General features: G+C 35.4%; 22 protein-coding genes and 1 pseudogene. 13 read left to right on the plus strand and 10 right to left on the minus strand.

What is annotated here, in order from left to right:
• The first annotated feature begins 65 nt into the window (after positions 1 to 65).
• The 9 genes from FAF07_RS10950 (at position 66) to FAF07_RS10990 (ending at position 5,844) form a co-directional block, all read left to right on the plus strand.
• Positions 66 to 311 carry a hypothetical protein gene (locus FAF07_RS10950; protein ID WP_142785148.1) on the plus strand — a complete coding sequence of 82 codons (246 nt, stop codon included), beginning with the start codon at positions 66 to 68 and terminating at the stop codon, positions 309 to 311.
• Positions 301 to 492, plus strand: coding sequence for a hypothetical protein (locus tag FAF07_RS10955; RefSeq protein ID WP_142785149.1), 192 nt, complete (start codon positions 301 to 303; stop codon positions 490 to 492). The genes FAF07_RS10950 and FAF07_RS10955 overlap by 11 nt, the downstream gene beginning before the upstream one ends.
• 85 nt (positions 493 to 577) lie before the next feature.
• Positions 578 to 1,114 (plus strand): DUF1697 domain-containing protein, encoded by a 537-nt coding sequence (locus FAF07_RS10960; RefSeq protein ID WP_142785150.1) that lies wholly within the window; start codon positions 578 to 580, stop codon positions 1,112 to 1,114.
• A gap of 3 nt (positions 1,115 to 1,117) precedes the next feature.
• Complete coding sequence (locus FAF07_RS10965) at positions 1,118 to 2,200, plus strand: diphosphomevalonate/mevalonate 3,5-bisphosphate decarboxylase family protein (protein WP_142785151.1); 1,083 nt, start codon at positions 1,118 to 1,120, stop codon at positions 2,198 to 2,200.
• Positions 2,201 to 2,228: 28 nt separating this feature from the next.
• Positions 2,229 to 3,158 carry a mevalonate kinase family protein gene (locus tag FAF07_RS10970; RefSeq protein ID WP_142785152.1) on the plus strand — a complete coding sequence of 310 codons (930 nt, stop codon included), beginning with the start codon at positions 2,229 to 2,231 and terminating at the stop codon, positions 3,156 to 3,158.
• 70 nt (positions 3,159 to 3,228) lie between these two features.
• A complete protein-coding gene (locus FAF07_RS10975; RefSeq protein ID WP_142785153.1) occupies positions 3,229 to 4,131 on the plus strand; it encodes a geranylgeranylglycerol-phosphate geranylgeranyltransferase in 903 nt (300 codons plus the stop codon).
• A 94-nt stretch (positions 4,132 to 4,225) separates the two neighbouring features.
• A complete protein-coding gene (locus FAF07_RS10980) occupies positions 4,226 to 5,086 on the plus strand; it encodes a pseudouridine synthase (protein WP_142785154.1) in 861 nt (286 codons plus the stop codon).
• 192 nt (positions 5,087 to 5,278) lie between these two features.
• Positions 5,279 to 5,605 carry a hypothetical protein gene (locus FAF07_RS10985; protein ID WP_142785155.1) on the plus strand — a complete coding sequence of 109 codons (327 nt, stop codon included), beginning with the start codon at positions 5,279 to 5,281 and terminating at the stop codon, positions 5,603 to 5,605.
• An 11-nt stretch (positions 5,606 to 5,616) separates the two neighbouring features.
• Positions 5,617 to 5,844, plus strand: coding sequence for a hypothetical protein (locus FAF07_RS10990; RefSeq protein ID WP_142785156.1), 228 nt, complete (start codon positions 5,617 to 5,619; stop codon positions 5,842 to 5,844).
• Here the strand turns inward: FAF07_RS10990 and FAF07_RS10995 are convergent.
• From FAF07_RS10995 to FAF07_RS11015, 5 genes are all read right to left on the minus strand, one after another.
• Entirely contained in the window at positions 5,836 to 7,290 is a 1,455-nt protein-coding gene (locus FAF07_RS10995) for a mannosyltransferase (RefSeq protein WP_142785157.1), read from the minus strand. The two genes, FAF07_RS10990 and FAF07_RS10995, sit on opposite strands and share 9 nt — an antisense overlap.
• Before the next feature lie 134 nt (positions 7,291 to 7,424).
• On the minus strand, positions 7,425 to 8,915 hold the full coding sequence (locus FAF07_RS11000) for a cellulose synthase family protein (RefSeq protein WP_142785158.1): 1,491 nt from the start codon (positions 8,913 to 8,915) through the stop codon (positions 7,425 to 7,427).
• Positions 8,912 to 9,604, minus strand: coding sequence for a glycosyltransferase family 2 protein (locus FAF07_RS11005; RefSeq protein ID WP_142785159.1), 693 nt, complete (start codon positions 9,602 to 9,604; stop codon positions 8,912 to 8,914). Before FAF07_RS11005 ends, FAF07_RS11000 begins: the two co-directional genes overlap by 4 nt.
• A gap of 106 nt (positions 9,605 to 9,710) precedes the next feature.
• Positions 9,711 to 11,291 (minus strand): 4Fe-4S binding protein, encoded by a 1,581-nt coding sequence (locus FAF07_RS11010; protein WP_142785160.1) that lies wholly within the window; start codon positions 11,289 to 11,291, stop codon positions 9,711 to 9,713.
• 4 nt (positions 11,292 to 11,295) lie between these two features.
• Positions 11,296 to 12,639: an NAD(P)/FAD-dependent oxidoreductase gene (locus FAF07_RS11015; RefSeq protein ID WP_142785161.1), complete on the minus strand. Its 1,344-nt coding sequence runs from the start codon at positions 12,637 to 12,639 to the stop codon at positions 11,296 to 11,298.
• 206 nt (positions 12,640 to 12,845) lie between these two features.
• Between FAF07_RS11015 and FAF07_RS11020 the strand changes: the two genes are divergently transcribed.
• From FAF07_RS11020 to FAF07_RS11030, 3 genes are read left to right on the plus strand one after another with little or no spacing between them, the layout of a single operon-like run.
• Positions 12,846 to 13,748, plus strand: coding sequence for a hypothetical protein (locus FAF07_RS11020; protein ID WP_142785162.1), 903 nt, complete (start codon positions 12,846 to 12,848; stop codon positions 13,746 to 13,748).
• 37 nt (positions 13,749 to 13,785) lie between these two features.
• Positions 13,786 to 14,790: a glycoside hydrolase family 113 gene (locus FAF07_RS11025; RefSeq protein ID WP_142785163.1), complete on the plus strand. Its 1,005-nt coding sequence runs from the start codon at positions 13,786 to 13,788 to the stop codon at positions 14,788 to 14,790.
• Positions 14,787 to 16,040: a BamA/TamA family outer membrane protein gene (locus FAF07_RS11030; RefSeq protein ID WP_142785164.1), complete on the plus strand. Its 1,254-nt coding sequence runs from the start codon at positions 14,787 to 14,789 to the stop codon at positions 16,038 to 16,040. The genes FAF07_RS11025 and FAF07_RS11030 overlap by 4 nt, the downstream gene beginning before the upstream one ends.
• Here FAF07_RS11030 and FAF07_RS11035 read toward each other — a convergent pair whose 3' ends face one another.
• The gene (locus FAF07_RS11035) at positions 16,041 to 19,490 is read right to left on the minus strand and encodes a pyruvate carboxylase (RefSeq protein WP_142785165.1); all 3,450 of its coding nucleotides are present in this window, start codon (positions 19,488 to 19,490) and stop codon (positions 16,041 to 16,043) included.
• Positions 19,491 to 19,707: 217 nt separating this feature from the next.
• Here FAF07_RS11035 and FAF07_RS11040 point away from each other — a divergent pair, with 217 nt between their 5' ends.
• On the plus strand, positions 19,708 to 20,439 hold the full coding sequence (locus FAF07_RS11040) for a metallophosphoesterase family protein (RefSeq protein ID WP_185956425.1): 732 nt from the start codon (positions 19,708 to 19,710) through the stop codon (positions 20,437 to 20,439).
• Positions 20,440 to 20,450: 11 nt separating this feature from the next.
• Here the strand turns inward: FAF07_RS11040 and FAF07_RS11045 are convergent, their stop codons facing one another.
• The 4 genes and pseudogenes from FAF07_RS11045 to arsM form a co-directional block, all read right to left on the minus strand.
• Positions 20,451 to 21,164, minus strand: coding sequence for a TIGR04283 family arsenosugar biosynthesis glycosyltransferase (locus FAF07_RS11045; RefSeq protein ID WP_142785166.1), 714 nt, complete (start codon positions 21,162 to 21,164; stop codon positions 20,451 to 20,453).
• A complete protein-coding gene (locus tag FAF07_RS11050; RefSeq protein WP_142785167.1) occupies positions 21,157 to 21,987 on the minus strand; it encodes a DUF547 domain-containing protein in 831 nt (276 codons plus the stop codon). Before FAF07_RS11050 ends, FAF07_RS11045 begins: the two co-directional genes overlap by 8 nt.
• Before the next feature lie 165 nt (positions 21,988 to 22,152).
• Positions 22,153 to 22,269, minus strand: a pseudogene (locus tag FAF07_RS19025) (sterol desaturase family protein); the annotation flags it as partial.
• A gap of 391 nt (positions 22,270 to 22,660) precedes the next feature.
• Positions 22,661 to 23,629 (minus strand): arsenosugar biosynthesis arsenite methyltransferase ArsM, encoded by a 969-nt coding sequence (gene arsM / locus FAF07_RS11060; RefSeq protein ID WP_142785168.1) that lies wholly within the window; start codon positions 23,627 to 23,629, stop codon positions 22,661 to 22,663.

The following is a 23,629-nucleotide window of genomic DNA, read 5'->3' on the forward strand; positions in this document are numbered from 1 at the left end:
TATGTCAGACTGTTGGATGTCAGTAATATATTTTTTATATATTTGATATATATAATGTATATACTATGGAAAAAACAAAGAAACTCATAGAATTAGACGATAAAGCCATTGCTATTTTAGAAAAACAGGCAAAACTTCAAAAACGATCTTTAAAAAATTATATTGAATTTACTTTAGAAGATATCGCTTTACGATACAGCGAGCCTTCAGAAGCGTATAAAGCGATGATGGATGACATGATTAGAAAAGATGACGAAGGAACTTTAAAAACACATCCTTGGGAAGATATCAAAGCGCAATATGGCAGATAGGCATATTGAATTTTCTGAGGAAGCACGAATTGAATTTTATAAAGCCAAATGCTTTATGGAGTTTACAGGTAAGGAAGATGAATTTTGGGGAGACATTGAGAGACAGTTAAATTTAATTGTTGACTATCCTGAAGCTTTTCAAGTACGCTATAAAAATATTCGTATCATTCCATTCCTTTAGAAAAATTTAATTATTCTATGCACTATCTTATAAAACCGTACGGCGTGTTGGTGTATAGATTTCTTAACCAAAAACAAGGATTTTAATGCAAACCTACATAGCGCTGTTAAGAGGGATAAACGTTAGCGGACATAAAAAAATACCGATGGCCGATTTAAGAACCTTACTCTCAGAATCTGGTCTAAAAAACGTACAGACCTACATTCAAAGTGGCAATCTCATATTTGAATCATCCGAAGAAAACATTCAAAATTTAGAATTGAACATACACGAAGCAATTAAATCGAATTTCGGTTTTGAAGTGCCAGTTTTAGTGAAAACGCCAGGGGAACTTAAAAAAATTTTTGATGACTGCCCTTTTTCAGAAGAAAAAAAACAACACAGTTATTTCTCATTATTATATTCAATCCCAGAAGAAATAGCAGTCCAGGAAATTTCAAAAATGTCACATCCCAACGAAGAATTTATTATAACAGACCGATGTATTTATTTCTATTCCTCAATAGGCTACGGCAGAACAAAGTATAATAATAATTATTTTGAACGAAAACTAAAAACTACAGCGACAGCGAGAAACTACAAGACAATGCTAAAGTTGCTATCTTTGTCAACTGAAATATAACAAATGACAGAACAAGAGTTTATTCCAAATACGTATACCTATACTCTAGAAAATGGATCTTTTAAATGGTCATCACCAAGTAATATAGCGCTTGTTAAATACTGGGGAAAAAAGGAAGATCAAATTCCAGAAAATCCATCTATTAGCTTTACGCTGAATGATTGTAAAACTATTACGACTTTGAGTTTTGTTAAAAGAGAAGTGAGTGATTCCTTTTCTTTTGATGTATTTTTAGAAGGCCAAAGGAAGGATGATTTCAAACCGAAAATTGAAACGTTTTTCAAGCGTATTGAGAACTATTTACCATTTTTGAAAGCGTATCATTTTACAATTGAAACGTCCAATACATTTCCACACAGTTCTGGAATTGCATCCTCTGCATCAGGTATGAGCGCATTGGCCTTATGCCTTATGAGCATTGAAAACGTTCTAAGCGATGAGATTATTACTGATGGATTTTTTATAAAGAAAGCCTCGTTTTTGGCACGCTTAGGTTCTGGTAGTGCCTGCCGCAGTCTAGAAGGAGCGTTAATTGTATGGGGCGAAAATAAAACTATTGAAGAGAGTAGCGACCTATTTGGTGTAAAATTTCCATTTCAAGTTCATCCGGATTTTAGGAATTACCAGGATACCATTTTATTGGTTGATAAAGGCGAGAAGCAAGTGAGTAGTACGGTTGGTCATAGTTTAATGCATAATCATCCCTTTGCCCAAGAACGTTTTAAGCAAGCGCATACCAACCTATCAAAACTAACTGAGATTTTACAAGAAGGAAATCTCGATGAATTTGTTGCATTGGTAGAAAGTGAGGCCCTAACTTTGCACGCTATGATGATGACGAGCATGCCATACTTTATATTAATGAAACCAAACACCGTAGAAATAATCAATAAAATCTGGAGTTTTAGGCAGGAAACCGGTTCAAAAGTTTGTTTTACTTTAGATGCTGGTGCAAATGTACATGTATTGTATCCTGAAAAAGAAACCGACAAAGTGTTGAAATTCATTAAGAATGAATTAGTTGCATATTGCCAAAACGGGCATTATATTTGCGATAAAATTGGTAATGGAGCAAAACAATTGTAACTTTATAACTCTAAATCTAGGTTAAAGAATGAAAGGACCTCTTTTTTATTCAAAAATATTACTCTTTGGTGAATACGGTATCATTAAAGATTCCAAAGGTTTATCTATCCCTTATAATTTTTATAATGGTGCTTTAAAAACGGATGAAAATCCAAGTGAAAGCGCTATGGCTTCGAACGAAAGCTTAAAACGTTTTGTTGATTATTTAGAAAGTATAGATAGGGATTTGGTTGTTTTTGATACACAAAGCCTAAGTGATGATGTTGATAGAGGCATGTATTTTGATTCTTCAATTCCACAAGGCTACGGGGTTGGAAGTAGTGGGGCATTAGTTGCTGCTATTTACGATAAATATGCACAAAATAAGATTACGGTTCTTGAAAACCTGACACGTGAAAAGCTCTTAAAACTGAAAACCATTTTTTCTGAAATGGAGTCTTTCTTTCATGGTAAGTCTTCAGGCTTAGATCCATTAAACAGTTATTTAAGTATTCCCATATTAATCAATTCAAAAGATCATATTGAAGCCACGGGCATACCTTCTCAAAATACAGAAGGTAAAAATGCCGTGTTCTTATTGGATAGCGGAATTATTGGTGAAACAGCACCAATGGTAGGTATTTTTATGGAGAATATGAAACAGGAAGGCTTTCGAAGTATGTTGAAGAACCAATTTATTAAACATACCGATGCCTGTGTTGAAGATTTTCTAAAAGGGGACGTAAAGTCCTTGTTTAAAAACACCAAACGACTTTCGAAAGTGGTGCTAAACCATTTTAAGCCTATGATTCCACATCAATTTCATGATTTATGGAAAAAAGGCATTGAAACAAATGCTTACTATTTAAAGCTTTGTGGCTCTGGTGGCGGTGGTTATATACTTGGTTTTACAGAGAATATTGAAAACGCAAAATTAGCTCTTAAGGATCATAAATTGGAAGTGGTTTACAGCTTCTAAACTTCATTTAATGTCATTCTGTCCCGATAGCTATCGGGATTGTTTTAGGATGTCACCAAATACTTATTCGATGTTATCTAGAAAACAGAAACACATTCTACTTAAATTTTTCAGTTTGTTTTCTGTTGTCCGAGGCTATAATATTCTGGTCATTGTCATTGCGCAGTATTTAGCATCGGTGTATATCATGGCGCACGACAAACCTCTAAAATCCGTTTTATTTGACGCTAACCTTTTTATGTTGGTGCTAGCTTCGGCTGTTACTATTGCTGCTGGTTATATTATTAATAATTTTTATGATTCAGAGAAGGATTTAATCAATAAACCTTATAAGTCCAGATTAGACCGTTTGGTGAGTCAGAACACGAAACTGTCTTTTTACTTTGTTCTTAATTTTATGGCAGTCATCATGGTTAGTTATGTATCCTTCAAAGCTGTTGTTTTTTTTTCTATCTATATTTTTGGAATTTGGTTTTATTCACACCGATTAAAAAAGATGCCCTTTATTGGTAACCTAACATCAGCTGTCTTGACCATCACGCCATTCTTTGCCATTTTTATGTATTATAAAAATTTTGAAACGGTCATTTTTGTACATGCAATTTTTCTGTTTTTAATTATTTCTATGCGGGAACTGACAAAAGATCTAGAAAATATTATAGGGGACTTAGCACAGAATTATAGAACCATTCCAATCGTTTATGGCGAAACGGCTTCAAAGGTTATGCTCACCATATTATCCATTTTAACACTGATCCCAACCTACTTATTACTGTACCGTTTTGAGGTAGGGCACATGTATATTTACTTTTATCTTAGCTTAGGCTTATTGGCCGTGTTTATGATTTTACTTTGGAAATCTAAAACTAAAACAGACTATTTAATACTTCATAATATCCTCAAATTTATCATTGTAGCCGGTGTATTTTGTATTGTATTAATCAATATTGATGTCGTTTTAAATCGGATTTGATAAAATTATCCCGCTATTCTTTTTAAGGGAGATTTTGTTAAATAGGTGCATAAAAGCAAATTAGCTTTCAGTATCTTTGCAAAAAATTTAAGCAATGAGTAATCAGAAAGGTGGACAACGAAAAGGAAAGACTCCGGTTAGTGACTCTAAAAAGGACTATAAGAAAAGTTTTGTAAAAGGGAATACGCCGTTTAAAAAAAGTGATTCTGCACCAAAAAAAGCATCACAACGGCAAAAACCTTCTAATCCAGATGAGATTCGACTAAATAAATATGTTGCCAATTCAGGCATGTGCTCGCGTCGTGAGGCCGATGTGCATATTGCGACCGGATTAGTTTCTGTAAATGGGAAAGTGATTACAGAGATGGGCTACAAAGTGAAATTGGATGACGAAGTGCGTTATGATGGCGCAAGAATAAACCCAGAGAAAAAAGCTTACGTATTGCTTAACAAACCTAAAGGATTTGCTACAACCACAAGTGAGGGCAAAGGCAGAACCGTAATGGATTTGGTTGCGAATGCTACAAGTTCGAGGATAAAACCTATTGGACGGTTGGGCAGAAACTCTAAAGGTTTATTATTGTTTACCAATGATGATGTTATAGCAGATAAATTCACAAACTCGAAACATGGTGTAGCACGCTTATTTCATATTGAATTAGATAAAAATTTAAAACTTGAAGATTTAAAAAAGATTCAGACAGGTTTTAAAATTGATGGAAAGCTCATAGCAGTCGAAGAGATTAGTTATATTGATGGTGCTTCAAAAAAAGAAATAGGTTTGAAGATAAAGAACACAGGCAATACTATTATCCGATCTATTTTTGATTATTTAAAATATGAGATTATTGGTTTAGACTGTGTGGCCATTGGACATCTTACCAAAAAAGACATCCCTCGTGGTAGTTGGAAACATTTAACAGAACAAGAGTTGAATACGCTGAAGATGCTTTAGTATTTAAATTTATTGCAACAAATTAAAATCTTTATTAAAAATGTTTCATTTTTCTATCTCTCTTTTAATACAAAAGCTTCTAAAGACTCTGGTTAAAATGCTGTAAAACAGTAGAAAACTTTTTTTATACGTTATTTGTGTAGAATAATCATAAATAAGTATATTTAACTTGTGAAACTTTTTTAGCAGAAAATGAAAAAAAGAAATGATAATTTAAAACGCGTTATCGTTGATTTTAAAAAATTAACCCCAGAAATCTTAACGTTGTTAGTTGAAAAATATCCCGATGGGTATGACGACGACCACATAATTTCATTTAAAAATATACATAATGAAATTATAGAAGCGGTTGAGGTAAGAACGGACGACTATATCTATTTGGTAAAAGTAGGGGTGCGCTTAGTGAAAGCTATGGAAGATTTTGGAGATGATGATGATGATGATATTTTGGATGATTCTGTGAATAAGGAAACTCCCGAAGTTGAACTTGAGGATATTGAAGCCGAAGAAGAAGATTAAAATTAGTATACATGGGAATTGCAACATTTCAGAAGTACAAAAACGGATACTATACGTTTTTATTTGATGATGGTACCGAAGTAGATTTTGAGGAAATAAGCCCAAAAGCTTTGTACAAATATAAATTGAACACCGACAATTCATTTGTCGATAAGGATTTTAAACTCACATTCTCCGAGGTGATAAGTAAAATTACAGACGATACTATTTACAGAATAGATAGTTTGCTATTACTTTAGTTTTTTGTCTTTACAAAATAAATCTCCTTTGTTTTTAAAAAAGATTTCCCAGAAAAATACCCCGTACACAATAACATATTCTATTAGTATAATGTAAAGATTTTCGGAATTATCAGTGTTACTATAAGTTAGATAGCTTAAAATGATAACAAAACTCCAAACCAATGGAAACTTATACCTTGTGAATACAGATAATATTAAAAGCGTTGCTATATACCAAGGATGCACTGTGGTTGCCGTAAAATAATAAAACGTAAGCACCAATAACATGCCTGAAATCAGGGCTTTTAAGGTTGTGTTTTTCCTAAAAAAACTTAGTGTTAAAATAAAGATAACAGCCAATAATGACATTATTTCACCAATGATAGCTATTTCATTATACCCTCTAAAAAGATATCCTATTTCTCTGGCAACGTAGTATAAACTGGCGTTAAACTCAAAGTTAGTAAACCATAAACCAACCGTTTCGGTGTAGTTATTTATAAACGCAGAGGAATAAAACGGTGCAAATAGGAAGATCGTGGTTAGACCAACTATAATATAAAAACCAACTAATTTAGCTATTCGATGCATGAGGTCATGGCGAGGAGTAAGCGACAAAGCCAGCCCATCTTTTTTAGCAGATGGCTTTGTTTTAGTCGCAATGCCATTCTGTTTTGTAAACCATTGAAAAAACAAAGGCAAAAATATTAAGGGAATCAATTTAACTGAAATTGACAGCGTCAAAACCACAGCGGCCCATTGCCATTTTCCACGATGTAATAAATAGAAACTCCAAACCAAAAAGAAGATCATAACCCCTTCGAAATGGAGGTTTCCAGTTAATTCAATAATTATAAACGGATTTAGAATGAACCAAAATATATTGTGAACGGGTATGTTTAAACGCTCTAATAATTTTTTTCCGAAGTAAAGGATTCCAAAATCGGCAGCGATAATAATCATACGCATCACCACCACAGAACCTAATATACTTTTACTGGCAAACAGGGCAGCAATAGTAAAACAAAGCTGATTTATGGGTGGGTAATTGGTGAAATGGCTGCCGTTTAATGCGCCCATGCCTGCGTATAATTCTTGGGTCTGAGCCACTGGAAATTCACCAGAATTTATAAACGATTCCACCGTAAATAAATAAGGGTTAAAGCCTTCGAGAATCATACGGCCATCCCAAATAAAGCGGTAAAAGTCCTGCGAGAGATTGGGGATAGCCAAAATAAAAACAGCTCTAAAAATAAAAGCCACCCAAATTAACAACTGATAATGGGTTTTTAATAAGGTCACCAATTTATAAAACAAATAGAAAAGTGCCGTATATAAGGTGATGAGTTTGAAATAATCAGTGCGAACCAAATCATACCCAAATGAGATATAGAACAAGACGCTTGCCAATATTATAAATAGGGGTGTTCTATATAATTTTAAAAGCGATGGGTTGAGCCGCATGGTTCAAATATAGTTTTTATTTGTTGTAGCTTTTTAAAGCTAAAGTACTCTTAATGTCGAACAAACTTGTCTCTGAATTATTGATTGTAGTGGCACGCTTTTTAAAACTTCATTTTTAGATGAACACCCTTGCTTCAAACTTTAGAAGTCAGTGATTTAAAAAACACATAACCAAATCCTAAAAAGAGCATGAGATGAAACGGGAACAGCCCAAAGTCGCCGCCAGTATCACCTACTACAAAAGCGCTATACATACCAAAAGCAAAATAGAGCATAAGTAAACCTTCAAAAATAACATGCACAGACACGGTTCTTTTGATGTATTTGTTGCGCTTCATATTGTCTTTAAAGGTTTTGATATTGAATTTTGGGGTGCGTATAAAGTCACTTTTTTTTCCTAAATGGCCTTCTAAAACGGCAATGGAATTATGCAGGGAAAAACCCATGGCTATTGAAAAAAACACGAAAAACATACCGATATAATTAATAAAATTTTTAAAGCCGCCACCATATATTTTTTTATACATCACCCAGTAGCAACCAAAAAAGATTATGGTACTAACTACAAAGAAACTCATCACATAAAAGTAGGGTTTTAAGTGCGCATATTCATTTTTGATGTAAAGCATGGGAATACTCAATACGGCCACGATAAGTATGTTTAAAAACATGGTGCTGTTTAGCAAATGCAAAAGACCATGTGCTTTTGTTTTGGTCGAAAGATTTTCGTTTTTTAAGATGCGCCACATCATTTTTCTAAAATTTTCTGCACCACCCTTATTCCACCTGAATTGCTGCGATCTAGCGGCACTTATAATAATGGGCAGTTCCGCAGGTGTTTCTACATCTTCAAGATATTTAAACTTCCAGTTTTTTAACTGGGCACGGTAGCTTAAATCTAAATCTTCGGTTAGTGTATCGCCTTCCCAATTTCCAGCATCAATAATGCAAGATTTTCTCCAAACACCAGCGGTTCCATTAAAATTGATAAAATGCCCTTTAGAGTTTCGGCCTACTTGCTCTAGCGTAAAATGCGCATCTAGGGCGAAGGCCTGAATTTTTGTAAGGAGGGAATAGTTACGATTAATATGGCTCCAACGCGTTTGCACGACACCAATGGCTCGGTCCTTAAAATAGGGGATAGTGCGGTTTAACCAATCTGGTTTTGGTAAAAAATCTGAATCAAAAATGGCGATAAATTCACCATTAGCTACACTCAAGCCTTCTTTTAAAGCGCCTGCCTTAAAACCTTGCCGGTTGGTTCTGGTGATGTGTTGGATGTTTAATCCAGATTGTTTTAAAATGGCGATATGATTAGAGGTAGAGGCCACCGTTTCATCGGTAGAATCATCTAACACTTGAATTTCGAGCTTGTCTTTTGGGTAGTCTATTTTTGAGATATTATCGAGCAAACGTTCCATAACATACATTTCATTATAAACAGGGAGCTGTATGGTGACCAAGGGAATGCTATCTACTTTTGAAAAATCTAATAGAGGTGCTATCTTTTTTGTCTTTTTAGAACCCAAATAATTAAATAACAAATTGAGTTGCGCCAAGGCATACAAAAGTATGAGCATGAGCGCAATCGTATAAATAAGTATGATAATAGATACGAGAATCATTTTTTAATACTGTATTGAAATATCCAACCTAAAATTTTAAACCCTGCAAATATAGCACCTTTAACGGTGCCAGAAACTTTTGAAACACCTATTCTATTTCTGTAATTTACCGGCACTTCAGTGTAGGTTAATTTTTGTTTTAATGCTTTGAGTTGCATTTCTACCGTCCAGCCATAGGTTTTGTCTTCCATATGCAGGGCTAGTAATTTAGTGTATTTTATAGCTCTAAACGGACCAAGATCCGTAAATTTTGCTCCAAAAAAAAGGCGCATTAAATTTGTCGCTAACCAATTTCCGAAAACTTGAGGTATCGTCATAGCTCCTGCTTCTCGTAGTAGTTTAACACGGGCGCCAATTACAAAATCAATATTTTTTTCTAATATGGGCTGCACTATTTTGGTTAATTCTTCGGGGTAATCACTGTAATCGCCATCTAAAAAAACCACAATATCTGGTTTGTTTTCTTGTATTGCTAGGTATTGCATACCTTTTAAACAGGCGTATCCGTAGCCTTTCCTGTTTTCGGTAAGTACAGTGGCGCCTGCATGTTTGGCATTGGCTTCTGTGGCATCTGTAGAATTATTGCTTACTACAATAATTTCATCGACAAATGCGGGAATATCCTTGATGACTTTGGAAATTGAGTCTGCTTCGTTATAAGCAGGGATAATGACTTTTATTTGGGGCATTTGTGGTGAAATAAATTTTGTTTTAAAGCAATAAAAAAGTTTATTACTTAATTAAATTTGTTGATTCTCGTTTTTAAAAAAGATGAAGCTAGAAGTAAACTTATTACTATTTCTGATTCACTAAATCCATTAAGTCTACATCATTTCCCAATAATATATCTGTGGGATTGATACGCCCTTTTTCAGGTCCGTTTTCTAACTTTAAAACACCTCTCGGGCAAACCGCACTGCAAATACCACAGCCTACGCAACTGGATCTTACAATGTTTTCGCCTTTTTGGGCATAGGCCCTAACATCGATGCCCATTTCGCAATAGGTAGAGCAATTGCCACATGAAATACATTGGCCGCCGTTAGTGGTTATTCTGAATCGGGATTTAAAGCGTTGCACCAGGCCTAAATACGCAGCAAGCGGACAGCCAAAACGGCACCATACCCGATTACCAAAAATAGGGTAAAAGCCAGTACCAATAACACCTGCAAAAATGGCTCCTATTAAAAAACCATAAATGTCTTGAACGGTTTGTGTTTTAATGCCCAATACCGAAGGGCTTCCTGAAAAGTAAGTGTATAATGTAAAACCTGTCATCACTAATACAAAAACCAAAACCCCATGTACAATCCAGCGTTCAAACTTCCATGCTATTAACGATTTGTCTGATAATTGCCGATAAGGATCCCCTAAAGTTTCGGCGAGTCCACCACAACCACAAACCCAAGAGCAGTACCATCGTTTTCCAAAGAAATAGACCATCACAGGCACAATGACTAAGGTCAACACGATTCCCCAAATAAGAATGAATAATCCCAAGCCACCACTGGTAATAAGTTCGTCTAGGTTCCAACTAAAGAAAAAATCATAATCTAATGGGAAGGCATTTTTAAAATCGTACCAAGGTTTTTCAAAACGCACTAAAATTTCAGGAATTAAAAAGGCAAAAACAATTTGAAAGAACAAGACAGATGTAGTACGTAGTATTTGATAGTTATTATGCCGGTATTTAATATACATTCTAACGGCCATAACCGTCATTACCGTGCAATACATAAAGCCGTACAAAAACCACTGGCTGGCTAAGTTCCCGCTCAAATTTTTACTAATGGGATCCACTATATAGGTCCAATTGACAATATAATCTGGTCTAAAATACAGCAGTAAATAAAACCCGACCAGAAAGATAAAGGCAAACCAACCTATCCAACCTCTGTTGGTGGATGCATCAAACCAAATGCCGTTATTTTTAATGCCTGGCGGCCCTAAAGTAATCACTTTAGGTGTCATATACAGGAGTGCCCCAATAATACCCAAACCAAAAGTTAGCCACCAAAAAAGCCATTTATTCTGTTTAATAAGTCCGGTGCCCGAAGCTTTTACTATTTGATAAGAAAAGCTGTGCGGCTTATCCCAAATGACTTTATCCCAGAGCTCATTTTTTCGATGCTTTATATTCGCATTTTCTATGGCAGTTGTGATTTCTGAAGAAAGCGTAAATGGATTGGTGAAGGGTTTCCCCACGACATCTTGATTCATGTCATTGATGAACAAGTCACTTTTTATGCCTTTATCACTAATAACAGATTCGAACACTTCAGAAGTAACCTCATACTTGCCTAAGAAAATGAGCGCTGTGAAAACGGACAGTCCGATTAAAAAAAGGCTCAGACCAATGTTTTGTATATTTTTCATAGGATTAAGCACTGAAAATACGTTTCCAGCTTTTCTTTTTTAGTTGCACATTGGTGTTATTTTCTAAGTTGAATTTTGCCACGATGTTTTTTTCGTAAAGTTTGTAAAATTCAGGATCAAAATTAGCATCTGCCAAATGCTCTAAAACATAATTAATCGAACGTTTTTCAGTTAAAACGGCATCAAAAAAGTCATGCCGCATTCTAATACCAAATGTATTGATGCCTATAAACTCCCCTGTTGTATTGTTATAACTTAGGTGTATGCCCTTGTTCCCGTCGGTATGTTCCCAATAAAACCGAGTTTCATGGCTTTTGGGTTCTGCCCAAACCCAACCATAGGTTTGATATTCAATGTCGAAAAACTTAGCGGAGTTGAACCAATGTCCCGGTTTATATGGTATTCTGTTTCCGCAAATGGTCTGTGCTAGCGTTTCTCCCATCATGCGCCCTGTATACCATACCGCCTCAATAGGTCTGCGTTGGTCTATACCTTTATGTTGTTCGGCACAATCACCAATAGCGTAAACATCAGGGATATTTGTTTCGAGAAAACGGTTCACTTTAACACCTCTACCGGTTTCTATTTCTGAGTCTTTTATAAAATCTATATTTGGTGATACGCCAGCCGTCAAGCCAACAACATCACAGGCTATTTCCTCGCCTGTTTCTTCAATTATAATGGATTTGACTTGCCCGTTTTCATCAGAAATGATTTCTTTAAGATTTGTAGATAAACGTAAATCTATTCCATTTTTTAAGATTTCTCTGTTAATCATTGTACTCTCCTCTCTTGGTAAAACAATGTCCCAAAAACTACTTTCCCTAACCAGAAATGTCACCGGGATATCACGCGAGTGTAGCATTTCGGCAAGTTCAATACCAATTAAGCCACCACCGACAATTACTGCTCGTTTACAAACCGTGTTATTGGGGGCGTAGGTTTCAAGAAGGTCCAAATCTTGTTTGTGGTACATGCCCATCACGCCTTTTAAATCTTGACCGGGCCATCCAAACTTATTGGGTTTGCTGCCTGTGGCAATAATGAGTTTGTCATATTGAAGCGTGTCACCTTTTTGAAAGTGTAATGTTTTACTCTGGGTGTCAACAGTTTTTACAAAGCCTTTTTTTAAGTGTATTCTATTTTTCTCCCAAAACCAATTTTCGTAAGGTTGCGTATGTTCAAACTTCATGTGCCCCATATAGACATACATTAACGCTGTACGTGAGAAAAAATAATCGGTTTCAGCTGAAATAATGGTGATTTTTTTATCGGAAAGTTTTCTAATATGTCTGGCAGCGGTTACTCCAGAGATACCGTTTCCAATAATAACGATGTGTTCTTCCATAGTTTGGCGGTTGTGTTGTATAGTTGGTCGAAGCTAAAGATAATAACTTATCTTGGTGTTGTTAATTTAGAATGGGTTTAAATTGAATTTTAAATGTAAGGATTCATACTTCCGTAAGATATTAAAAATCTTTTTTATTAAGTGTAAGTTAGCCATCACTTTATTCGACATAGCTGTTGTTACTTTACGATTAATAAAACAAAAGGATGAAAAAAGCATTACTAATACTTGTCGCCATAACGTTCAGTTTTAATTGTTTTTCACAAGAAGAAAATCAGGAATCATCAAAAAGTAATATTCAAACCTATACCCCTTCAAAACTATTAAAGAAAGGGCAGTGGGATATAAAATGGTTTAATAATCTTTATACGGAGACGAAAAGTAAATTTAATGGTGTAAAGAGTGACAAGGCACGTGAAACTTATTTCACATCAACGGTAGACATTTTTACAGGAATTTCAAATAACAACAATTTTAATATGGGTTTGTTGCTTGAGTTTCGTTCTAATGCCGTTGCAGGTAGAGATGCTTTAGATGTATTTTCTTTTGATGGCGAGCGGGGAACGGCGCGTTCTGGTTTTACGTCCTTTGCTCCTGCAATAAAGTTTAACCCTATTAAAAGTGTTTCAAATTTCACTGTTCTAACGGCATTTCATATTCCTCTAGTTGATAACGAATCGGAAGATTTTTTACCAGTAAATAACAATAATGGGGTGTTTTTAGACCAAAATGGCTTTATATTCCAAAATCGTTTTTTCTATGATTACAGTTTTGCAGGTGGTGATTGGCAGTTGTTTTCAGAGCTTAATACAGAATACAACTTTGGTAAAGAAGAAGATAGTTTTGCTAATAATAGCTTACGTTTAACTCCAGGTCTGTTTTTAAGTTACTTCCCAAGTTCAAATTTTACAATACTGGCGTTAGCACAACATTCACAATTAATTGATGCTGGGAATGATTTTTCTCAAGATTTTACAGCATTAGGAGGAGGTGCAAAATACCAATTAAGCGATGTGTTAAATATTGAGGCACTTTATACCAATTTTGTAAGAGGTAACGATACAGGTTTAGGACAAACATTTAACTTAGGCTTAAGGGCATTGTTTTAATGATTAATAGTAAATTAGAAGTTTAATAGTCATTTTAATGAAAAACATTAAACTCCTAATTGTTTTATTTGGCCTTACTATTCAATCTTGTAGCACTCAAACTGAAAAGATTAACGGCGTTAGTTTTGTAGCTTCTAGTGAAGCGATTGATGAGACCCATACAAAGCCCGTAGTTAATATAAATGCAAATTATGCAGCGATAATGCCTTTTGGGTTTATCAAGGATTTAGATCACCCTGAGATAATTCATAATACCGATAGACAATGGTTTGGCGAAACCAGAGCAGGGGCAAAGCAGTACATTAACGAACTTCGAAAGAAGAAGATTAAAATTATGCTGAAACCCCAAATTTGGGTTTGGAGAGGTGAGTTTACTGGTTATATCGAAATGAAAAATGAAGCCCATTGGAAAACTTTAGAAAACTCCTATTCAAAATTTATTTTGGAATATGCAGAACTCGCTCAAGACATGAACGTGACTGTTTTTTGCATAGGAACAGAGCTTGAAAAATTTATTGATAACAGACCAACGTACTGGAATAGATTGATTGTAGAAATAAAAACGATTTATAAAGGGAAACTAACCTATGCAGCCAATTGGGATGAGTTTAAACGCACACCTTTTTGGAATCAGTTAGATTTTATAGGTGTTGATGCCTATTTTCCCGTAAGCAATAGTAAAACGCCCACACTAACTGAATGCTTAGAAGGTTGGGGGCAACATAAAAATACTATTCAAACTATATCTAAAAAACATAACAAACCTATTTTGTTCACAGAGTTTGGTTATAGAAGTGTAGATTATTCTGGGAAAACCCCTTGGATAAGTGATAGAAGTATGGATCAAGTTAATCTCGAGGCACAAACCAATACAACACAAGCGCTGTTTGAAACCTTTTGGAAAGAAGAGTGGTTTGCAGGTGGTTTTATTTGGAAGTGGTTTCACAATAACGATCGTGTTGGAGGCGAAAGCAATCATATGTTTACCCCGCAAAATAAGCCAGTGGAGTCGGTTATAATGTTGCATTATTCTAGAAAATGAAAAAAGCCATCTTCATTTTTTTTATATCAATATGGGCTCATTGTTTTTCGCAAGATCACCTGGTTGCCGATTTAAAGATTCAAGGCAATAAAAGGCTCAAAGCGTCCTTTGTAAAAAGCATATCAACTATAGAATCGGGTGGTGTTTTAGATTCAACCATTATAGCACAAGATATTTTGCGGTTGAAACGATTGCCCTCTGTATCCCATGCGTATTATCAAGTGTTCCCTTCAGAAGGAAATCAATTTAACGTGTTTTATAATATTGAAGAGAATTTCACACTTATACCATCTGCCAATGTATATACCACCAATGATGATGAATTTGCATACAGATTGGGACTTTATGAGTTTAATTTATTAGGGAGGAATATGATTTTTGGAGGGTTTTACCAAAAAGATATATACAGTTCATATGCCATAAATTTTAGAGCGCCTTATTTGTTTTCCAATAAGTTGGGACTGGCATTAAACCATCAGGATTTAACCACTCAGGAACCCGTTTTTTTTGATGATGAAACAGCCAATTATAAATATAGAAATAAGTCGTTTGAGATTTTAGGGTTGTATGAACTCAATTTTAAGAACAGGCTGGAATTAGGAGTCAATTATTTCACTGAAGATTACAGTTTTAAAGGAGAAAACATTAATAACAGACCAGAATTGAATGTGCATAAATGGCTTGTCAAGGGCATTTATGAATATAATAATTTAGATTATTACTATCAGTATATCTCTGGATTTAGAAGTCAGTTTAACTTTCAATATGTTACGTCAACAAATGATATGCTCCCTGATTTTTTTATAGGCTGGAATGACTTTTTTTATTTTAACCGTTTGGGGAAAAGCGGGAATTTGGCAAGTCGATTAAGGCTAGGCCTATCCACTAATGATGAAACACCATTTGCTCCGTTTTCAGTAGATAATAATTTGAATGTTCGTGGCGTGGGTAATACCATTGATAGAGGGACAGGCGTTATCGTTCTAAATACCGAGTATCGCCATACACTTTATGAAAAAGAGTGGTTTGTTTTGCAAGGAAATGCTTTTGTAGATGCTGGTACATGGCGAAATCCAGGAGGCGATTTTGGGGATTTTGGAAAAATGGAAAACGTTAAAATATACCCTGGTCTTGGGCTTCGATTTATTCATAAAAAAATATACAATGCTATTTTTAGAATCGATTATGGTTACGGAATCACTAAAAATTCAATAAAAGGCTTAGTGTTTGGTATTGGGCAGTATTTTTAGCTATTCCATGACCAAAACCAAATCTTCCGAATTTACCATAACACCACTTTTTAATGCTATTTTCTTAATGGTTGCCTCTGTATGCGCTGTTATAGTGGTTTCCATCTTCATCGCTTCAATAATAAATAAAGGTTGATTCTTTACCACCTGCTCTCCTCTTTTTACCAAAATGGTAGATAACATACCTTGTAAGGGCGCTCCAATTTGTTTTGGATCTGTGCTGTCCACTTTAATATGCTCAATCTTTTCAACTTTAATGGAAGTATCCTTAATTCTAACACTTCTCCCTTGTCCGTTTACTTTAAAATAAACGGTCACCATACCATTGCTATTGGCTTGACCAACAGAATCCAGAGTAATCAATAGTGTTTTTCCTTTGTCTAATTCAACAATAATTTCCTCTCCTATTTCCATACCATAGAAAAAATTCTTGGTCGGCAAGTTCATGAGGTTATCATATTTTAAATGATTATTATAGGCATCAGTAAACACTTTAGGATACAATTGGTATGAGAGAAAATCAGTGTATTCAATGCTCCTGCTTAGATCATTTTCAAATATATTCTTGAATGTCGCATATTCTTGCTCAATGTCTAAATCCGGAAGATGCGCATTTGGCCGGTCTGTATAGGGTTTTTGATCTTTTAAGATAATGCTTTGTAATTTTTTAGGGAATCCCCCAACAGGTTGGCCCAAGTCGCCTTTAAACATATCTACTACCGACTGCGGGAAAGATAGGGTATCACCTTTTTCAAGAACATCCTGAACGGTTAAATTATTACTCACTAAATATTGCGCCATATCGCCCACAACTTTTGAGCTAGGTGTCACCTTAATGATATCTCCAAAAAGGGTATTGACATCCCCATACATCTTCGTGATTTCATAAAAACGATCCCCCAAACCTAAGGCCTGTGCTTGTGGTCTTAAATTAGAATATTGGCCACCAGGAATTTCATGCTTGTAGACTTCCCCAGAACCTGCTTTTAAACCGGATTCAAATGGATAATAATATTCCCTAACGGTTTCCCAATAATTGGAGTAGTCGTTTAAGGAATCTATATCCATATGGCTCGCTCTATCTTGAAACTTCAACATTTCTACAATGGAATTGAAATTGGGTTGCGAGGTCAACCCGGAGACACCGCCAAGGGCGACATCCACCACATCTACACCGGCCTCAATCGCTTTTAAGTAAGTGGCAGATTGAATGGATGAGGTGTCGTGGGTATGTAAATGAACAGGGATATTGAGTTCGCTTTTTAGTGCGGAGATAAGCTCGTAAGCGGCATAAGGTTTTAATAATCCTGTCATATCCTTTACGCCTAAAATGTGGGCGCCTGCATTTTCGATCTCCTTAGCAAGATTGACGTAATATTTTAAATTGTATTTGGTGTTTTTCGGATTTAAGATATCGTTGGTGTAACATAGAGAACCTTCCGCAAGACCCTGTGTTCGGGTTCGCACGTGCTCAATACATGGCGCAATGGATTTCATCCAGTTAAGTGAATCAAATATTCTAAAAACATCCACGCCATTTTCCCAAGATTGGGAAACAAACTCACCAATTAAATTGTCTGAATACGCTTTATAGCCAACCCCGTTGGAGCCTCTAATAAGCATTTGTAGCAGCAAATTTGGCATGGCCTTACGCAATAAACGCAGTCTTTCCCAAGGGTTTTCTTGAAGAAAACGTAAGCACACATCAAAAGTAGCGCCGCCCCAAACTTCCATACTGAATACATCCGGATGATTTTTAGCATACCCTTCGGCCACTTTAAGCATATCAAATGTTCGCATGCGCGTTGCCAACAGACTTTGATGGGCATCTCGCATGGTGGTATCTGTAAAATGAACCTTCTTTTCATTTTTCAACCATTGTGAAAATTTTTCTGGACCTAATTTGGTGAGCAAATCCTTGGTGCCTTTTGGATATTCCGCATTCACATCAAATTTCGGTACTGTTGGCTTTACGAACGTTTTGCTAGGGTCTATTTTTTTTACGTCGGCATTACCATTTACAATAACATCCCCTAAATATGTGATTAATTTGGTTGCCCTGTTTCTTGGCTCTTTAAAAATAAATAAATCGGGGTTTGCTTTGATAAAGTTTACCGTAACCTTTCCTTTTCTAAAAGTATCATGTGTTAGAATATTACTAAGAAATGGCATATTTGTTTTTACGCCACGAATCCTAAATTCTGATAAGGCACGTTGAATTTTTCTGCTGGCACCATCAAGTGTCCTACTGTTTGCAGTCACTTTAACTAACATGGAATCGAAAAACGGTGAAATGGTAACCCCTTGATAGATGCTTCCTGCATCCAGTCGAATGCCAAACCCAGAGGCACTTCTGTAAGCTGTAATGGTTCCGTAATCTGGTTTGAAATCGTTTTGGGGATCTTCAGTTGTAATCCGACACTGCAGCGCATATCCATTAACGTATATGGATGCTTGACTTGGTATTTTAATTTGTGTGTCAGCAAGTTTATAACCGCCAGCAATAAATAATTGGGTTTTAACCAAATCTATATTGGTCACCACTTCGGTAACGGTATGTTCTACTTGGATTCGTGGATTGACTTCAATAAAGTAGATGGAATCAGCATCTACTAAAAATTCAACCGTACCAATATTATTATAGTTTACGGCTTTGCATATTTTTAGCGCATAGTCGTATAAAGCTTGTTTTGTTTTCTGTTTTAATCCGTAGGAAGGTGCAAATTCAATAACTTTTTGATAGCGCCGTTGTACGGAACAATCTCGTTCATACAAATGTACCATATGGCCATGATTATCGGCAACAATTTGTATTTCAATATGTTTTGGGTTTTCTACAAATTTCTCTAAAAAGACGGTGTCATCTCCAAAAGCGTTAAGGGCTTCTCGTTTACTTTCATTAAAAGCACCCTTTAATTCATCTTCTTTTCTTATCACGCGCATCCCCCGACCACCGCCACCAGAAGCCGCTTTTAGTATAATTGGATACCCTATTTTTTTTGCTTCGCTTATGGCCGTTTTGATATCTTTTAAAGGTTTTTCGTTACTCCGTATTATAGGTATACCATTAGCTACAGCGACTTTTTTCGCAGTAATTTTGTCGCCTAATGATTTCAAAACGGATACTTTTGGTCCAATAAATATGATGCCGTTGTCTTCACATGCCTTTGCAAAAGCAGCATTTTCAGACAAAAACCCATAGCCAGGATGAATAGCGTCAACCCCATTCTTGAGCGCCACTTGTATAATATTATCAATATCTAAATAGGGTTTTAAGGGCTGGTTATCTTCACCAATTTGATAGGATTCATCGGCTTTATAACGATGCAGGGAATACCGATCCTCATAGGTATAAATGGCTATCGTTTTAACATTAATTTCTGTACAGGCTCTAAAAATTCTAATCGCAATTTCTCCTCGGTTGGCAACAAGTACTGTTTTGATTTTCACTAGTATGTGGGTTTAAATAAATTATTGTAAAAATTTTAACTAAAATACTTAAAATAATGTAAAATTCTGGTAATTTTTATATTACTTACTGGTAATAATTCAAGGGGTGTTTTTCCTAAAATTGCATTAGAAAATCATAGAGGCTCTTTTATGAATTTAGTATTCAAGGTCATCATTCTTGACAAAATCCGTTAGTTTTGTTGTATATAATTTGATTATGAGAACATTGGTTATTGGAGATATTCATGGTGGTATGAAAGCGCTGGTTCAACTGATGGACAGATTGGAGTTGAGACCAAATGATAAGCTCATTTTTTTAGGGGACTATGTAGATGGCTGGAGCGAAGCATCATTAGTGATACGATATTTAATAAGGCTTTCGCAAACCCATGACTGTGTTTTTATTAAAGGAAATCATGATGTATGGTGTGAAAATTGGTTAAAAACTGGAGATATTGATCCAATTTGGCATATTCATGGTGGCAAAGAAACGATAGCGAGTTATACCTTTATATCTGCTGAAGAAAAAGAAACACATCTTAATTTTTTTGAGAAGATGCCATTATACCATATTAATGCAGACATGCGGTTATTTATTCATGCTGGTTTTACGTCTATGCACGGGGTCACCAAAGAAGTTTTTAAACCTGCCTTTTATTTTGACAGGACCCTTTGGGAAATGGCACTAACTATGGATAAAGGTATTACAGAAGATTCAACGCTGTACCCTAATCGTTTAAAGCATTACAAAGAAATTTACATTGGGCATACGCCAACGATAAATTTTGACTGTTACGTACCGATGAATGCTGCTAATGTCTGGAATGTGGATACCGGAGCAGCCTTTTATGGTAAATTGTCTGGGATTGATTTGGATACGAAAAAAGTTTTTCAAAGTGATATTGTGAAAGACCTTTATCCTAATGAAAAAGGGAGAAATAAATCGTGATGGGTATAATATTAAGAAGCGATGTGTTTTTTGTAGTACTGATGTAAATCGGTCGCCGAGGCTCCAAACCATTTTTGGACATAAATATTCCAAAAATGAAATTGTAATTTCCAAACACCATGTTTTTGATATAAACGCGCAGAGGTTGTGAGTTTTTTTTGAATCACTGTAAACTCGTCAATAGCGTAAAGTTTACTTATTAAATCGTTGTCTTCGTATATAATATAATCTTCATCAAAACCGCCAAGATCTTTAAATAACGTTTTGGTAATAAATTGACTTTGATCTCCGCCACGGCAGGCACGCCATTTAAATTGCGTGAGCCAACCGGCCAATTGCAGCCACCAATGGGTGTTATTAAATTGCATTCGGAAGCACCCCGCTTTGTTGCCGTTTTCAATTTCATTAATAATGAGTTCATCAAAATGTTTAGGCGGAAAAGAGTCAGCGTGTAAAAAGTACAAAATCTTTCCTTTGGCATGTTGTGCCCCTAAATTCATTTGTTTAGCACGTCCCTTTTCTGAATTTAAAAGTAGTATTTGTGGATGAGTGTCACTTTGGAGAAATCTATTAATTGTGTTCTGAGAGCCGTCTGTACTACCGCCGTCTACAATAATGATTTCTGGAACCAAGTTAGTTGACACATGACCTATAAGATGCTGAAGCACATGGGTAATGTTTTTAGCTTCATTAAGCATAGGTATAATAATCGAGATGTTACTCATTTAACTCCCAATTATAATCTTTAAAACTCATTCGCGCTTTTTCAGAAATAGTGATATCTGTGTACTGATTTAAAAAATTTATAAGACTTCCGTTCTTTTTAAAATCATCATCAAACCATTTAAAAATTTTAGAAATTTCAATTTTGTTCGGCGCTATCTTATTTCTTTTTTCGTTTGATAAAAATGTTTTAGTCGCTGCTGTGAGTTGGGCTTCTAAATCGTTAGAAGTATAGGCTGTGTTAGCTAATTTAGGACAGGAATATGAGGCACAGACTATAGCGAAATGAATACGTGGTTCGTTCATTTTTCTTAATATATCGTGCTCAATATGGTTCAGATCAACCTGTTTATCTCCAAATTGCCACAACGCTTGATCCCATGGATTTTTAATATCTTTTATGCTATTTACGGGGTAATTTTTAATAATTAAATCGATGGTTAAAGCATTGTATGCATTAATCCAATAGGCTAAAACCTCATTTCTTTTCCAACTGGAATCAGGTACGTTTTTACTGAGGTTTTCAATATAGACACTTAACTTTTCTTTGTTTTTTTTGAATGCCTTATAATTTACTTGACCATCTTCTGAAACATATTGTTGGAGCAATGTGTTCCATAGCTCATGATTGAATGCCTTTTGTTTAGTAGTAAGGCTGTTTTGAGTACTGTCAACAAGTTTAATGTCGTTATTCAAAAGACTATCTGTGGTTTTGGTTTGACCAACCGATGTGGTCTGTGTGGTATTTGATACAGCTTTTGGAGCATTTGTACAAGCTGAATAATTGAATAAAAGACTGATAAAAGTAAGAATGAGATATTTCATTTTTTCGTTATTGGATATAATTCTTGATTTATAAAATTTTTTGGGGAAGGTTTCATCACCAGAAAAACCGAGTTCAATATCTTTTTCGCTATGTGGGACATAGTTGGTTTTAAATAGATAATCCCAAATATTTAAAGTAAGTCCGTAATTAACATCAAAACTTACATATTTAGGTAAGGCTTTGGCGTGATGCCAAATGTGCCTTTTAGGATTGTTAAAAATGTATTTTAAAAATCCATAGGCCCATCCCAGATTGGCATGGTTTAAATGTCCAATAATGATGCTAAAAAATACACGATGACCATACCCTGTGCGTCAAAATCATCAATAAGCGCAATAGGAATTTTTTATGCTCTCTATGTATTTATTTTTATTCATGTCACGATTTTATAATTGTTTTGCTATTTAGGGTCTCTTCAGAATCTCTGAAACACCTGTATTTATTGAGTTTTTTTCTGTTTTTATTGTTTTTTAATGCAGGGTTATTGCTCTATTAATGCAATGCCTTTGTATTTCAGAACAACTATTTAGACAAAAAAACTGAAATTTGAAAAACACAATAGACTGTCCATGAACAAAACCTTCTTAAAATGCTTTAAAATGCGTTTAGAGCAGCATAAAAAAACAGAATATATCCAGTAAGTCAAAAGTTGACATTCTGAGGAAACCCTATTTAGCAGCAGCCTCCACCATCATAATGAAACGTGGATTCTGAAAAATAAATGTCATCTCTTTGTAATGCTTGCAAGGCGGCAGCTGTTTTATCGCATATGGCCAGTGGCTGATTTTTTAATAAAATATGGCCTGCTTTATCATCAAAGTAATCGTTCTCTCCATAATAGATTGCTGATTTTCCAGTAAAAACACAAGGGCCATCTGCTGGCATAGGGTCTTTAATGGCGGCGACTTCAATTGATTCAATATAAATTAACTCATCTGTAGGGTAGCTTTTAGGATCGAGAATCCTGTAAGGTTTACGCGCTCTAATTTCAATCGTACCAAAACCGGCGTCTGTTAATGCTTTGACATATTCTGAAATGGGCAAGCTGCCACTTAAACACAAAGCACGAAGTCTTTCATCATTTCTCAAGGTGTCATTCATGGGTTGCTCACAGGTGGGATCACTCATAACTAAACGGCCATGAGGTTTTAATACGCGGTACATTTCGGCAATAGCCCGTTTTAAATCATCAGCTTTAAAAATATTGAATAAACAGTTCTGTGCAGCCACGTCAATACTGTTATCCTCAACTGGCAAATGCATGGCATCTCCTTTTTTGAGGTCTATAAAGTCGCTTTTAAACCAATCATTTTGGGCTTCTGCCTCAATAAAGTTTTTTCTAGATGCCTCTAGCATTTCATCAACCACATCAACGCCAATAACCCCACCTTTTTGTCTATTGAAATAAGCAAATTGTAAGAGTTCCATACCACCACCAACGCCAACATAGAGCATTTTGGGGTTGTTGGTCAAGTCTCTGGCATGCACCGTGCTACCACAGCCATAATTCATTTCTTGCATAATTTTAGGGATTTTAAGCCCTGGCAATTCCCAAATAGGATTGGTGGTGCAGCATAAGCCAACATCTGGCGTTAAGGCTGCTTCTTTGTATACGTTGTGTGTTGTATCTAAATAGCTCAT

Origin of the sequence: Changchengzhania lutea (assembly GCF_006974145.1) — a bacterium.
Taxonomy (GTDB): domain Bacteria; phylum Bacteroidota; class Bacteroidia; order Flavobacteriales; family Flavobacteriaceae; genus Changchengzhania; species Changchengzhania lutea.

What these genes read in the sequence shown, in the direction of transcription:
- FAF07_RS11000 (WP_142785158.1), bottom strand. Translation starts at nt 8,915, where the DNA reads ATGATTCTCGTATCTATTATCATACTTATTTATACGATTGCGCTCATG.
- FAF07_RS10955 (WP_142785149.1), top strand. Translation starts at nt 301, where the DNA reads ATGGCAGATAGGCATATTGAATTTTCTGAGGAAGCACGAATTGAATTT.
- FAF07_RS10950 (WP_142785148.1), top strand. Translation starts at nt 66, where the DNA reads ATGGAAAAAACAAAGAAACTCATAGAATTAGACGATAAAGCCATTGCT.
- FAF07_RS11040 (WP_185956425.1), top strand. Translation starts at nt 19,708, where the DNA reads ATGAGAACATTGGTTATTGGAGATATTCATGGTGGTATGAAAGCGCTG.
- FAF07_RS11005 (WP_142785159.1), bottom strand. Translation starts at nt 9,604, where the DNA reads ATGCCCCAAATAAAAGTCATTATCCCTGCTTATAACGAAGCAGACTCA.
- FAF07_RS10970 (WP_142785152.1), top strand. Translation starts at nt 2,229, where the DNA reads ATGAAAGGACCTCTTTTTTATTCAAAAATATTACTCTTTGGTGAATAC.
- FAF07_RS11050 (WP_142785167.1), bottom strand. Translation starts at nt 21,987, where the DNA reads ATGAAATATCTCATTCTTACTTTTATCAGTCTTTTATTCAATTATTCA.
- FAF07_RS11025 (WP_142785163.1), top strand. Translation starts at nt 13,786, where the DNA reads ATGAAAAACATTAAACTCCTAATTGTTTTATTTGGCCTTACTATTCAA.
- FAF07_RS10965 (WP_142785151.1), top strand. Translation starts at nt 1,118, where the DNA reads ATGACAGAACAAGAGTTTATTCCAAATACGTATACCTATACTCTAGAA.
- FAF07_RS10985 (WP_142785155.1), top strand. Translation starts at nt 5,279, where the DNA reads ATGAAAAAAAGAAATGATAATTTAAAACGCGTTATCGTTGATTTTAAA.
- FAF07_RS11010 (WP_142785160.1), bottom strand. Translation starts at nt 11,291, where the DNA reads ATGAAAAATATACAAAACATTGGTCTGAGCCTTTTTTTAATCGGACTG.
- FAF07_RS10980 (WP_142785154.1), top strand. Translation starts at nt 4,226, where the DNA reads ATGAGTAATCAGAAAGGTGGACAACGAAAAGGAAAGACTCCGGTTAGT.
- arsM (WP_142785168.1), bottom strand. Translation starts at nt 23,629, where the DNA reads ATGAGCTATTTAGATACAACACACAACGTATACAAAGAAGCAGCCTTA.
- FAF07_RS10990 (WP_142785156.1), top strand. Translation starts at nt 5,617, where the DNA reads ATGGGAATTGCAACATTTCAGAAGTACAAAAACGGATACTATACGTTT.
- FAF07_RS11020 (WP_142785162.1), top strand. Translation starts at nt 12,846, where the DNA reads ATGAAAAAAGCATTACTAATACTTGTCGCCATAACGTTCAGTTTTAAT.
- FAF07_RS10995 (WP_142785157.1), bottom strand. Translation starts at nt 7,290, where the DNA reads ATGCGGCTCAACCCATCGCTTTTAAAATTATATAGAACACCCCTATTT.
- FAF07_RS10975 (WP_142785153.1), top strand. Translation starts at nt 3,229, where the DNA reads ATGTTATCTAGAAAACAGAAACACATTCTACTTAAATTTTTCAGTTTG.
- FAF07_RS11045 (WP_142785166.1), bottom strand. Translation starts at nt 21,164, where the DNA reads ATGAGTAACATCTCGATTATTATACCTATGCTTAATGAAGCTAAAAAC.
- FAF07_RS11030 (WP_142785164.1), top strand. Translation starts at nt 14,787, where the DNA reads ATGAAAAAAGCCATCTTCATTTTTTTTATATCAATATGGGCTCATTGT.
- FAF07_RS10960 (WP_142785150.1), top strand. Translation starts at nt 578, where the DNA reads ATGCAAACCTACATAGCGCTGTTAAGAGGGATAAACGTTAGCGGACAT.
- FAF07_RS11015 (WP_142785161.1), bottom strand. Translation starts at nt 12,639, where the DNA reads ATGGAAGAACACATCGTTATTATTGGAAACGGTATCTCTGGAGTAACC.